This is a genomic window from Oceanobacillus sp. FSL K6-2867, assembly GCF_037963145.1.
GTDB lineage: Bacteria > Bacillota > Bacilli > Bacillales > Amphibacillaceae > Oceanobacillus.
In genome coordinates this window covers 2,920,239-2,933,897 of record NZ_CP150144.1, presented here as the reverse complement: position 1 = coordinate 2,933,897, position 13,659 = coordinate 2,920,239, and the positions used below count along the sequence as shown (strand labels likewise).

General features: G+C 38.1%; 12 protein-coding genes. All 12 read right to left on the bottom strand.

Annotated features, from left to right (window positions below):
* Positions 1-3: 3 nt before the first annotated feature.
* Entirely contained in the window at positions 4-1,290 is a 1,287-nt protein-coding gene (locus tag NSQ77_RS14250; protein ID WP_339226700.1) for a TRAP transporter large permease, read from the bottom strand.
* Positions 1,290-1,775, bottom strand: coding sequence for a TRAP transporter small permease (locus NSQ77_RS14245; protein ID WP_339226699.1), 486 nt, complete (start codon positions 1,773-1,775; stop codon positions 1,290-1,292). The genes NSQ77_RS14250 and NSQ77_RS14245 overlap by 1 nt, the downstream gene beginning before the upstream one ends.
* Before the next feature lie 21 nt (positions 1,776-1,796).
* Positions 1,797-2,822 (bottom strand): TRAP transporter substrate-binding protein, encoded by a 1,026-nt coding sequence (locus tag NSQ77_RS14240; protein ID WP_339226698.1) that lies wholly within the window; start codon positions 2,820-2,822, stop codon positions 1,797-1,799.
* A 29-nt stretch (positions 2,823-2,851) separates the two neighbouring features.
* A complete protein-coding gene (locus tag NSQ77_RS14235) occupies positions 2,852-3,490 on the bottom strand; it encodes a bifunctional 4-hydroxy-2-oxoglutarate aldolase/2-dehydro-3-deoxy-phosphogluconate aldolase (RefSeq protein WP_339226697.1) in 639 nt (212 codons plus the stop codon).
* Positions 3,491-3,506: 16 nt separating this feature from the next.
* On the bottom strand, positions 3,507-4,064 hold the full coding sequence (gene hxlB, locus NSQ77_RS14230; protein ID WP_339226696.1) for a 6-phospho-3-hexuloisomerase: 558 nt from the start codon (positions 4,062-4,064) through the stop codon (positions 3,507-3,509).
* 17 nt (positions 4,065-4,081) lie between these two features.
* Entirely contained in the window at positions 4,082-5,086 is a 1,005-nt protein-coding gene (locus NSQ77_RS14225) for a substrate-binding domain-containing protein (RefSeq protein ID WP_339226695.1), read from the bottom strand.
* A gap of 294 nt (positions 5,087-5,380) precedes the next feature.
* Positions 5,381-6,685, bottom strand: coding sequence for a TRAP transporter large permease (locus NSQ77_RS14220; protein ID WP_339226694.1), 1,305 nt, complete (start codon positions 6,683-6,685; stop codon positions 5,381-5,383).
* On the bottom strand, positions 6,682-7,161 hold the full coding sequence (locus NSQ77_RS14215; protein WP_339226693.1) for a TRAP transporter small permease: 480 nt from the start codon (positions 7,159-7,161) through the stop codon (positions 6,682-6,684). The genes NSQ77_RS14220 and NSQ77_RS14215 overlap by 4 nt, the downstream gene beginning before the upstream one ends.
* Positions 7,162-7,165: 4 nt before the next feature.
* Positions 7,166-8,245: a TRAP transporter substrate-binding protein gene (locus NSQ77_RS14210; RefSeq protein WP_339226692.1), complete on the bottom strand. Its 1,080-nt coding sequence runs from the start codon at positions 8,243-8,245 to the stop codon at positions 7,166-7,168.
* A 354-nt stretch (positions 8,246-8,599) separates the two neighbouring features.
* The gene (locus tag NSQ77_RS14205; RefSeq protein ID WP_339226691.1) at positions 8,600-10,117 is read right to left on the bottom strand and encodes a 4-hydroxyphenylacetate 3-hydroxylase N-terminal domain-containing protein; all 1,518 of its coding nucleotides are present in this window, start codon (positions 10,115-10,117) and stop codon (positions 8,600-8,602) included.
* Positions 10,118-10,289: 172 nt separating this feature from the next.
* Positions 10,290-12,152, bottom strand: a complete 1,863-nt coding sequence (locus tag NSQ77_RS14200) for a XylR N-terminal domain-containing protein (protein ID WP_339226690.1) — start codon at positions 12,150-12,152, stop codon at positions 10,290-10,292.
* A 73-nt stretch (positions 12,153-12,225) separates the two neighbouring features.
* A complete protein-coding gene (locus NSQ77_RS14195; RefSeq protein ID WP_339226689.1) occupies positions 12,226-13,644 on the bottom strand; it encodes an NAD-dependent succinate-semialdehyde dehydrogenase in 1,419 nt (472 codons plus the stop codon).
* Positions 13,645-13,659 lie beyond the last annotated feature (15 nt).

Sequence of the window (13,659 nt, the reverse complement as noted above, 5' to 3'; positions counted from 1 at the left end):
TTGCTAAAATAATCCAGGATTAATCATTTTCGGAATGAAAAATGCGATTTCCGGGAAGAAGGCAATGAACAGTAACACGACCAAAACAATTGCAATGTACGGGATTACTGCTATAAACGACCTTTCAATGGACATGTTTCCAATTTTCGCAGCAAGTAATAAACATAGTCCATATGGTGGTGTAATCAATCCAATTGCAAGTGTAATAACGACAATCAATCCAAGGTGAACCGGCTCAATTCCAAACTGCAATGCTGTCGGAAGAATAACTGGTACAAATAATATCATGGCTGGGATTGCATCCATAAATGTCCCAACAAACAAGAAAAATGCAATCACGATGATAATAAATAACCACTCTGTTCCAACATTATTCGTAAAGAATTCTTGTGCAATCGTTCCCAATTGATAATAACTCATTAATTCCCCAAGTGCACTTGCTGCTGCTAAGGCAAACAAGGACAAAGAACTTAATGCAAGGGTATCCATTAAAATACCTGGTAAATCTTTTACTCGTAACGTCTTATAATAAAACATACATACAAGCAGTGTATATAATGAAGCAACTGCCGCAGCTTCTGTAGCAGTAAAGAAGCCTGTAATAATCCCTCCAATGATAATGATAGGAGTGAGCAGCGCTGGAATGGCCTCTACCAATAATTTCATAAACTTTTTAAACTCAACACGCGCATCCCTTGGGTAATTCCGTTTAATTGCCATGAAGTAAACGAAAACCATCATTCCTAAGCCAATTAAAATTCCTGGTATGATTCCACCAAGGAACAATGCTCCAATTGATGCATTGGTCAGACCTGCAAAAATAATCATTGGGATACTTGGCGGTATAACCACTCCAACTGTTGATGATGCTGCCGTTACCCCAACGGCCGTTTCCTTATCATAGCCTTTTCGGAGCATACTTGGAATCAGTATTTTCCCAACCCCAGCGGTGTCTGCCTGTGCTGCACCAGAAACACCGGCAAACATCATGGATACAAGGATATTCGCATGTGCAAGGCCGCCACGAATTGGTCCAACAATTGCTAAAGCAAGATTGATCAGTTTTTCAGAGATTTTACCGGAGTTCATTAAGTTAGCAGCTAATATAAACAATGGAACAGCAAGCAGCACAAATGAATCCAGCCCATTAACCATGGACATTGGCACGGTAGCTTCAGGTGTGTAAGGGATTCCAAAAATACCTAGCAATGCGACTATCCCGATAACAAACGCTATTGGAACACCGATGAGCATTAATATAAGAAATAAACCAAGCAATAAAAACCCCATTATTCACTTACCTCCTTCACTTTAACTGCCTGGACATGTTTAATTAAATGTGACACGGAATAAATAATCATTGTTCCTGCCATAATCGGAATAGCAATCCAGACATATCCCATTTTCATTTCTGGTATCGTTGCCCATGTATAATTCCAGAATTCAGTTGCAACTTGTAAACCGAGCAATAATATACAACTATTAAAAGCTATTAGAACTAAATCATTGAATATACTTAAGGACATTCTTTTTTTCCCGTTCAATTTTCGGATTAAGAAATCAAAATTAAAATGTTCTCTGCGATTCACCATTACTGCAGCACCCATAAAGATTCCCCAAATAAAGGAATAGTTCGCTACCTCTTCTGTCCAAATAACCGATATACCAAGATGTCTGGTTACGATTTGCAGCATAATAATGAGAAAGAATATACATAGAAATGTGACACCGGTAATAATCTGTACTTTTTCAAGTACGTTTACAAAACGTTTCATGATAGGACCTCCTTCGATTATTTACTCTAGTTCTCTTATCTTTTGCAGTAATTCTTCCGCTTCAATTTCTTTTACAAAGTCATCCAGGATTGGTCTGGCAATTTCGATAAATGGCTCTCTATCAATCTCATTGATAATCGCTCCGTCATCTATAGCCTTTTCCTTATATTCAATATCCTGTGCATTCGTTGCTTCACGTTCAGCAACTACAGATTGTTCAGCAGCATCTAAAATAATTTCTTGATATTCTTCTGGGAAGTTATCAAATTTTTCCCCATTGAATAAGACAAGTCTTGTTGTATAATCATGAGCAGTTTCCGTTATATACTTGCCATTAGAAGTTGTATGATGTGCCTGTTGCACAAAAAACGGGTAAGCGTTTTCGGAAGAGTCAACAACATCCTGTTGCAAGCCTTGATACAACTCTCCCCATGAGATAGATGAAGGAATTGCACCAGTCTTCTGCCAGAAATCAGATATAACTCCAGATGTTTGTGTTCTTAGAGAAACTCCCTTCAGATCATCTACGGATTCCAAAGGAACTTTTCCATAGAAATGTCTAACCCCCGCTGACCAATAGCCTAATAGTTTAAAAGAGTTATTGGATTTTTCATTAATGATAGCTGCCATCTCTTCTCCAACTTCTCCATCTACTGCTCTTAACCAGTGATCATAGCTATTAAACAAATATGGGGCAGAAAAAATATCCACTTCTCGAATTCCAGTTTGTGTCATTAGACCAGGTGAAACAACAACAAGGTCAGCCGCCCCGAGCTGCAGCTTTTCAATTAGCTGTGATTCTTCCGTACCAATTGTACCGGCATGCACTTCTACCTCAATTTTCCCATCTGATTTTTCTTCAACAACCTCTTTAAACTTCAGTAAACCGACCTGGTATGGATTATCAGGGGATGTCTGATTATGAGCCGTAATCAATTTAATTTTCCCATCGTCCTCTGCCTCTACGTCATCCGTATTACAGCCAGCCAATAGAGCAGCAATGGATATAAAAATAATCATAATAAAAGTATAGTTACGATTTCTCATGTGATAAACCTCCTTATAAATATTGATATTTATCTTTCAAGCTCATTTACCTTCTCTACATACGCTCTTGCCGTTTGTATTAAATGGAAGTAATCTTCATCTGTCTTTAGTTGTTTTGCATTTACGAGATTGCTTCCAATTCCAACTGCTGTACTTCCTTTGGAAAGGTATTCATTTATGTTTTCAAGTGTAATTCCACCAGTAACCATCGCCTTTACGTGCGGTAATGGGCCAAGAATATTTTTTACATAATTTGGTCCGAATGCATCTGCCGGGAAAATTTTAACCATTTGGGCACCGCTTTCATAAGCAGTCAAAATTTCTGTTGGCGTCAGGACTCCAGGTATATTTAGAACTCCATAGCGATTTGTTAACTTTAACGTTTCGAGATTCAGTGTTGGAGATACGATAAATTTCGCTCCCGCCATAATGACAGATCTTGCTGTTTCTGGATCCAGTACTGTTCCAGCACCGATATTTATTTTATCCCCTACTTGTTTGACAGCGGTATCAATTACTTGCAAAACATTTGGAGTTTCTGCAGTGATCTCGACAGATTGAACCCCCCCTTCGTGTAATGCATTAAGAATGGGAACGATATTATTTTCATCTGCTTTTCGGATAACAGCTACTATTTTATGTTGTTGAATTTGTTCTGCTAAATTCATTTACGAGCACTCCCTATTATTCTAGATTTGTATGTTTTTGATTCAAGCTTGCATGGCTGTTTCTATCTGGCTGATTTTCCAGAAGGTATACAACGATTGCATCAAGCAGCAAATGTGCCGACTGATCAAATTGATTTCCAAGCGGCTGGATGGTAGCTGGTTCAGATTCCAAGCGTTTCTTTGTTGCTGCTGGAATGGTAACGAGATAATCACTTATACTCCCTATTTTAGAATCTTTATTTGTTGTTACTAATGCAACTGTGGCATCAATCTCTTTTGCTTTCTCAGCATAATTTATAAGTGAACTGGTACTTCCTGATCCCGAGATAATGAGCAGTAAATCATCCGAACTGATACTTGGCGTTATCGTCTCACCAATAACATATACTGGATAGCCGCTATGCATTAATCGCATTGCCATTACTTTGCCAATTAGTCCTGATCGTCCTGTTCCCGCTATAAATATCCGACTGGCACGATCAATTTCCTCTGCAAGTTTCATTGATTCATTGAAATCGGTTTTTTCCAATACTTCCTTCACTTCTAATGCAACAGTGTTAATTATATTTTTCACGGCTGATCAACCTTTCTTTAACAAGATTCTCTTACGATTAGCTCTGGTTTAAAACGATATACTTTCGCATCGGCAGATACATTTTTGTCACGCATTAAATCAAAAAGAACTTCAGCTGCCTTTTTTCCCATTTCAAATGCCGGCTGGGCTATTGTTGTCAGTGCTGGATTATAAATGCCTGCAAAAGATACATCATCGACATTGATTAATGCCAAATCTTCTGGTATCCGCAGCTGTTCTTCTTTTGTGTACGTTAATATTTCAATTAACGTACGATCATTTATTGCAAGTATTGCAGTTGGCGGTATAGGCAAACACATCATTTGCTTTAATTTCCTGTGCATTTCCTCTATCTCTCCACTTAGAATGTAATCTGGATGAAACTGGATGCCATGGTGCTCCAAGGCCTTTTTATAACCTTCCATACGTTCAAATCTTGGTGTAACGTTTTGCGTTAACGGAGGAGAAACCATCCCTATACGTTGATGCCCCTTTTTTACAAACTCATCAACCGCTAAAAATGCTGCCTGTTCATTGTCCAGTAAAATTGTATTAATGGTAATACCAGGAATTAATCTATCCATAAATACTACTGGATAATTTTCTGCAATTATTCCTTTATATAATTCGACGTTTTCCCCAGTAGGAAATGCGATGATTCCATCTACCTGCTTGGCTCGCAGCATATCAATATATCGTTTTTCTTTAACTGGATCATCATCTGCGTTACAAACAATAACGTGGAAATCTTTTTCATTGCAAAAATCTTCAATGGCTCGGATAACCTGAGTGGAAAACACATGTAATATATTTGCTACAATAACGCCAATTGTTGTGGAAGATTTTTGTTTCAATCCCCTTGCCAAAATATTGGGACTGTACTTCAATTCAGCAATTGCCTTTTCAATCCGTTCTTTTGTTTGCTCCCCCATATAGTCGTAACGCTGATTCAGATATTGGGATACTGTACTTTTTGATACGTTTGCATGTTTTGCAACATCAGCTATTGTCGTCTTTTTCATCTGTTTGCTCCTAAAGTTCATTACTAAATCGATTTAGTAAACCGGTTTAGTAAAAGTATATAATAGATGTAAACGTTTTACAAGGGGTTATACTTACAATTTATTTTCCTTAGAGTAATTACCTGTTGAAATAAACTAATAAATATGCAAATTGTAAATAGCTGAAAATCGTTTTAAATATACATATTCCTTAATTTCGGCCTCATTTGGAATTTAAAGCTTTTAGCATATAAAAAACACCCCAAAAGTTTCTGCAACAACCTTTAGGGTGCATGTATAGTCTTTTTAGCAATATCAATTCATTAAATCTGGCAATATAGTAATAATTTGCGGGAAAATAACTAGAATCGCTACACATACAATCATTGCGATAATCATCGGAATAACTCCTCGGAAAATCGTCTGCAGCGGAATATTTCTGGCTACTCCTTTAATTACATACACACTTATTCCAAGCGGTGGTGTTAATGCACCAATATTAATAACCATAATCATAATTACACCAAACCAAATACCGTTAAATCCTAATTCGGTAATGATTGGATAAAGAATAGGCAATGTAATTACAATTAAAGCTAAACTTTCAATAAAACATCCGAGTACAAGCAATACAATAAGAATACCGATTAGAATAATATAGGGGTTCAAATCAAGGTTCCCCACATATGTGGTTAGCATGACAGGAATTCTGCTGATTGCTAAAAACTGCCCAAATAAGTTGGCACCAATTAAAATAAAGAAAATAAACGCAGTTAATCGAACAGATTCATTTAATGAGTCTTTCAAACTTTTCCACGTTAGTTTTCTGGAAATCAAGGCAAACAAAAGCGCACCGCACGCCCCTACTCCAGCTGCTTCAGTCGGAGTAAAAATACCTAAATATATTCCGCCAATACTGACTATAAACAGCCCCATAAATGGCCAAATATTTTTAAGCGTATGTAACCTTTCAGAATTGCTTGCTTTTCCTTCTCTTGGCGGAGCAACAGAAGGATCTCTGCGAACAAGAATATAAATTGTAATGATAAAAATAGTAATCTGCAAAATACCTGGAATGATACCTGAAATTAACAGCGCACCAATTGGCTCTCTTGTCAGGATTCCATATAAAATCAAAATAACACTTGGGGGAATTAAAATGCCAAGTGTTCCGCCTGCAGCAACACTTGAAGTCGATAACCCTGGTTTATATTTATATTTTTCCATTTCCGGCAAGGCGATTTTTGCTACTGTGGCAGTTGTAGCATTTAAAGAACCTGAAATAGAAGAGAATATAGCCGCCGTACCAATTGTTGCCATCGCAAGACCGCCATGTAAATGGCCAATCCAGCTATCCACCATTCTATACAGGTCTTTTCCAATCCCCGTATAGGATAAAATCATACCCATCAAAATAAATAATGGGATAACACTAAGTGAATAATTACTGGACGTATCAAATGGGGTTCTTCCCAATTGTGCAAAAGCTACATCCCAGCCTCTAATTAAAGTTGTTCCCAGCAAACTAACAATGATCAGGGAAATAGCTACCGGGATTTTCAAAAAAAACAAAATCAGAATAGCAATAATTCCCAAGAAGCCAATAAGTTCTGGACTCATTTTTCACCCACCTTTGCAAAGTATTTGATGGCTAACAATATTGCAGTTAAAGCAAATACAATTGATCCAATTCCTGACACTGCAGCGAACAAGTAGATTGGAAGTCCTAAATCCCCTGTTACTGTGCCAGAAGTAAGTAAACGCTCTGCATACCAGAACAAGCTAAAAGCCATTAAGAGCATTACTGTCATAATAATTAAATTAATAAACACCCCTGCAATCCACTGAGCTTTTTCAGGTAATCGTTCTACCAGGAAGTCAATTGAAATATGCTCTTCCTTTAAATGGGTATAGCCAATGCTTAAGAAAATAACCATGGATAATCCGAGTTCTGTAAGTTCTACGGCACCCGTAATTGGCTGATTGAACAGCCAGCGTCCGAGTACATCCGCGGTAACCAGAAATACCATAATCATTAAAACAGCTTGGGCAATATAAAGTAGTCCAGCATTTAGTTTCGTTATAATCCTCTCCACTTTACTACTCCTCTCTCACACTCAGTTCCTCTTTCAATTCCATTGCCCGGTCATAGATTTTCTGAGCAGGATAGCCTTCTTCCGTTCTTTCTTTAATCCACCTCTCGACCATCGGTTCCAATGCCTTTTGCCATGGAATTAATGCATCTCCTTCTAGCTCAATCACTTCTGCTCCACTTTCAATTGCTTTTTCAAGGCCAATATTCCCGTCCACATCATAGACACTTCCAGCTTCTTTAGCCAACTCTTTTCCTACTAAATTATTCAGGACCGACTGATCCTCTTCACTGAAATTATCATATGTTTTCTGACTCATCACACTAAAAAATGGCGTAGCTGAGAAATCACCAATGGTGATATAATTTATTACCTCATGGAAGCTATAATTATAAAGTGTTTCAAAAGGTACAATTGCAGCATCAATTACGCCCCTCTCCAAGGATTCATAAACATCTCCCATTGGCATGGAGACTGGCGTTGCACCTAATGCTTCAATAATTTTATTTGCCATTGGAGATGGGGAACGGACACGTAAGCCCTTCATATCGTCTGGTGTTTCAATCCTAAAGTCTTTGCTAATAATCTGTGCCGGTTCAGCAGAAAATAAAAATAATGGATAAGTATCTGCATGTTCCTCCTGCATTTCTGGAAACTCTTCATATAAGGTCATTAGAATTTCCGAAGCATGTTCCGCAGATTCCGCAAGAAAAGGCAATTCCATAATGGTCACAAGCGGAAATCTTCCTGGTGAGTATCCATAAACACTCAATGCAATATCCGCTTCCCTTGTGACAGCCATATCATATTGTGATCCTGCATCACCCAATGTATTTGATGGATAAAATTCCATCGTTATTCTTCCATCTGTTTGTTCTTTCAAGTCAGAAGCAAGTCCATCAAAAACTTTCGTTTGAATAGGATGGTTTCCAGGCTGAAAGTGAGAAACAATTAAATTATGGGTTTCCTCTGCAGAATTATCTGCCTCTGGTTTGAAAGCCAGTGTATTATTGCAGGCAGTTAAAAGCAAAACGAAAAATAGCAACATGATTAAGGGGACACTAATTCTAATGCAGCTTTTTTTCATAAGTTTTTCTCCTTCCTATTTAATAATAATTAATCTCGTGTTTTTAAAACTCTTTCTTGCTTGCATGCAAGTACCATCTCTCCTTTATAGTAATCGCTTACATTTAATTGATTTATTATAGGATATATTAAATTATATATAATATTATATATAAAAACAATACAAATTTAACAATTATTTGTTTAGTTAAAAAAGACTGAATGTTTATGTGTGCTGATTGTGATTAACATGTTACGTCAAATAATAGGAAGAAGGTTTATATCTCATAGAATGAGAGAAACTAGTGAAAAATACCTCCTTCTAATATGGTGCCCCCATGCTAGAAGGAAGTAGCATTTTAATTTCCTTTATCTATTAAGTAAACAGTTTTTGTATTTCCCTATCCGGATTAACCCACGTATCATTTGTCCAGCCGTGCAGGTCGTAATCATTCATTGCTCTTTCAACGAATGATTTGTATATATCTGTTTGGCCTGCTGTATTAGCCATCTTCAGTGCATCCAAACGAATTCCTTCGTTATTGCCAGCATAGTTTATTTCATATAGTTCATTACGCCCGCCAAATTCAGTTCCTGTTGCATCCCAAACCATTTTCAGAAGCTTTACCCTTTCTTCTGCACTTACACCTGTTCCTTTATAGTATTGGTCAATGTACGGTCTCAGTTCAGGATTTAGGAAATCCTGAGTGCTCGAAGGGAGTGATATCAAGCCACCTGCAACCACTTCGTTAAATGTGTTTTTAATAATCGGCCACACGGTAGGTGCAAATGTACGATATGCAGTTGCATAGGTTGAATTCGGAAGTTTATACCCTTCAGGACCATCTTCTGGATCAAGTGCCATTGCTGTAGAAATAGCCCAAAACATATTGCGATAAGAGATTACTTCACCAATTCTTGCCTGTACACCGCGGAAGTTATTTGTCCCAGCGACTTCAGTTGCTTTAAGCAGCATGCCAACCATAAAGTCAAGCTTTACTGCGAAGCGGGTACACCCTTGGAATGTGTAACGGTTTAACCAGCCTGTCTGCGGTCTGAAACCATTTGCTATTTCCACGTTATTATAAGTTAGGATATCTTCCCAAGGAATCAAAACATTATCCAAAATAATTATGGCATCGTTTTCGTCAAAACGGCTTGATAATGGATAATCGTACGGGCTTCCTTGTACTGCAGCCATTTCTTCATATGATTGACGGCTGATCACTTTGACACCAGGCGCATTCATTGGCACAAAAAAGATTAATGCATGACTTTGATCACCCTCACCTAAATCCTGCGGAGAGTAATTCGCAACAAAATTATAATGGGTAAGAGCTGCCGATGTTCCAACCATTTTGGCACCGCTTACAATAACACCATTATCTCTTTCTTCTACTGCACGCACGAATACATCTTTGTTTTCATGAAGCGGCTTATGTCTGTCCAGTTGCGGATTTACAATCGTATGGTTACAGAAAGGAACTTCTTCCTGCCCTTTTTTATACCACCTTCTAGCATTGTCTTCAAATCCCTTATAGAAATCTGCATACGGTCCAAGCGACCCTAAAAATGCTGCTTTATAATCTGGCGTACGCCCCATGAATCCATAGCTGTATCTTGTCCATTCTGCCATTGCATCGCGTGCTTCTAGCAATTCCTCTGCACTTGTGGATGCTTTAAAAAACTTATGGGTACGAAAATCACCAACATCTGATTTCGTTGTGATAATATCCTTTTTTTCCGGGTCATGCATTGCATCATAGAGCTGGGCTATCGATCTTGCAGCATTGCGATATGCCGGATGGGTTGTTACGTCATCAATTTTTTCACCATTCAGGTATACTTCACGGCCATCTCGCAGACTCTCTAAATATTCCTTACCATTCATCATCGTTATATAACCTCCAAATTAATAGACATCATAAGATAGTAGTAATTAATTCTTATGGTAAGGTTATCAAGAAAGCCAATGGCATACTACAGCAAGTATTGTTTATCATACAGACATAATTTGAACATAATTTGTTCAACTGCAAGCCATCTAAATGAAGCGATAGTGAACTTCAATCTAAAATAATTTCCCCTTCTGCCTCAAGAACTTGTAAAGTGAGTAAAAGTTCATAGGTTACTGTCGGCTTTCGGAGATCCTTTTCAAGCATTTCTTCCAGTCTCCTTATTCGATATCTTAAGCCGCTCATCGAAAGACATAATTCTTTCATGGATTTTTCAAGATTGCCTCCATTTGCAAGAAACACATATAATGTTTTAATTAATTCAGCACTTTCATCTTTCTTTGCATAAATCGGCCCAAGAAGATGTTTTGCTTTTTGTATAATTGCCTGTTTATTTTTGGAATGTATGAGCAGGCCTGCGACACTAATATCTTTAAAAAACATAATCTTGTTTGATGGTTCGGTCATTTTCAGTGCTGTCATCGCTTCTTTGTAATAATGATTTGCCTGTTGAATATTTTCAGACAAGGTGCTTGCCCCCATTCGAAAAACACTGGCTGGAAATTCCTTCTTTAAATAATCAAGCAATGACTGGCAAACTTCTCTCATCGTTTTCTTTTTTTGATCTTTTTGAATGAGAAGAACAAGTACACCTGAACGCTGTCCAATTAACACGTTAGACTTGTTTTTAAAGTAATGCTGGACACTTTCAATCACTTGATCATGTAAAAGCAGCTCATTTTCTGTGTCAGCATTTTCATTAACATATTTCAATGAAGCAATACAATAAGGCTCATTTAAATCCGTTTGTATATATTTCCCCCGCAATAGAATATCTTTTTCAGTGAGAAGGCCTCCGTCGATAATCTGATCGAGAAAGTGCCCTTTTATCCGTTCTACTGCTTCAAATGTTGTTTTCTCATTTAAAATGTAAAGCGAACAGACAGAGGCAACTCTTTCTAAAATCATGAGGTCGACTTTAGTAACCGGTTGATTTACTTCATATATGAACGAACAGAAACCAAAGCACTTTCGCTGCAGCATAATTGGCGTTGTAAGATATTGGTTTACTCCATCAGAAATTTCCCTTGTCTGATAATCCTTTTCCTCTTGTTGAATATGTACTGCTGACTTAAAGTCCAAATAACCATTCGTGAAAAAGTCAGAGGAAAATCCCGAACCTGCTAATGGTGACAGGTCTGCATTCTCTATTAATATTGGTATACCGATCTCTTCATAGATCGCATCTGCAATCGTTTGGAGATCATTCCCATTAGTAAACTCTTGTGTAAGACGCTCATGAATGGTAAACGTTTTTTCAAAATTATTCCGTTCCTCCAGCAATTTTTCATAGGTGATCTCAAGTTCCCGAACAATTGGTTCATCATGATAGTACTTTAATTCTTTTTCAATGGAACCGTTCCACTCAGGTATTGTTTTTCCGACATAATAGCAATTATCAGCGCCTGTCGCTTTGCATGCCACTTCTTTAAATACAACCGTTTTTTTGCATATTTCGGAGTAGTAGCCACTTGCATAACCAACTAGGGTATAGCATACAGCAGCATCTGAATTGCCAAACTGCTCGATAAATTCCTCTGCTTCATATGATCCAGACCAGAATCCCTCTACGTGAACACCTTCTATCTGCCCATCTTCATCATAATCCAGTTGTAAATCGACTCGTTTTACTTTTGTAAAACCTCTCATCATGTGTAATTCAGGTCCCTTTTTTAAGAGCTCTTCAATAGAAGATTGATTCTTTTTAAGCACATTCTTCGCATCGTTTTTTCCAAGGTTCCATCCATAACGAATTAAAAACCCCTTCATCCTCTCTTCTGATATATTATCCATCAGATCTTTGCGAAGAATCCCAAAGACTGCCGACGAGGTTAAAATTACCCGTTCATCATCTAAGTAGATTCTTCCCTCGTTATCTGTTTTATTTCGATCTATTTTCTGATCTAAGCTCATTTTCGACACCTGCCTGATAACCAATATTCGCTAAGACGTTTAGAAACAAAAGGGAGCTACATCAGCCCCCTTATTAAAATGCAAGTGAAATATATTTCGTTTCAAGAAACTCTTCGATGCCATAATAACCACCCTCACGACCAAGCCCGCTTTCTTTAAATCCGCCAAATGGGGCTTGTGGTGTGGACGGTGCTCCGTCATTCAATCCGACAATTCCATATTCGAGTGCTTCACTTATTCGGATAGCACGTCCAATATTCTCTGTAAATACATATGCAGCTAATCCAAATGGTGAATTATTTGCTCGCTCGATTACTTCTGCTTCATCTCTGAATGTTGTAACGGGAAGCAGTGGCCCAAATGTTTCTTCATACATACAAAGCATGTCATCTGTTGCATCCATAACAATTGCTGGTTCCACGTATAATCCTTCTAAATTCTTTCCACCTAGGGTGAGGTTCCCGCCTTTGCTTACTGCGTCTTTAACTTGTACATTTACTTTATCTACTGCGTTCTGATCAATCAATGGGCCAATATCTGTCCCCTTTTCCAGACCATTTCCAATTTTAAGCTTGGACACAGCCTCTGTCAGCTTTGCTTGAAAATTATCTTTAATCGATTCATGTACATATACTCGATTCGTACATACACAAGTTTGACCAGCATTACGGAACTTAGATGCCACTACGCCTGTCACTGCTTTATCCAAATCTGCGTCTTCCATCACAACAAATGGTGCATGACCACCAAGCTCAAGGGAAATCTTTTTCATTGTATCGGCAGCGTCTTTCATCAATATTTTGCCTACCTCTGTTGAGCCAGTAAACGTTAATTTTCTGACACGACTGTCATCGTTCCATGCTTTTCCGATTGCTGCAGAGCTTCCTGTGACAATATTAATAACACCTTTTGGAATACCTGCCTTTTCAGCTAATTCCACCAATTTAAATGCCGTTAATGGAGTTTGATTAGCTGGCTTAATAACTACCGTACACCCTGCTGCAAGTGCTGGTCCAACTTTTCGGGTAATCATTGCTGCAGGGAAGTTCCATGGAGTAATCGCTGCGACGACACCAACCGGCTGTTTCTGCACGAAAATACGTTTATTCGGATGGGATGCAGGAATAATATCGCCATATACCCGTTTTCCTTCTTCGGCATACCATGATATAAATCCATTTGCATAGTCTACTTCACCAACTGCTTCTTTCAGTGGTTTGCCTTGTTCCTCTGTCATGATTTTCCCTATCGTTTCTCTTTCTTCTTTTATCAGCTCATGCCATTTCACAAGGTAGCTGCTTCTGTCCTCTGCAGTTCTTGCAGCCCATTCTTTTAGTGCTGAGTATGCAGCATCAACCGCTTGCTTAGCCTCTTCTCTTCCGCCTTTAGGAACTGTTCCAATTGGTTCATTTGTTGCCGGATTAATTACATCAATCTGTTCTAAATCTTTTCCAAACCATTTCCCACCAACAAACATTTCATATTGCTGCATGTTCTGACACCTCTC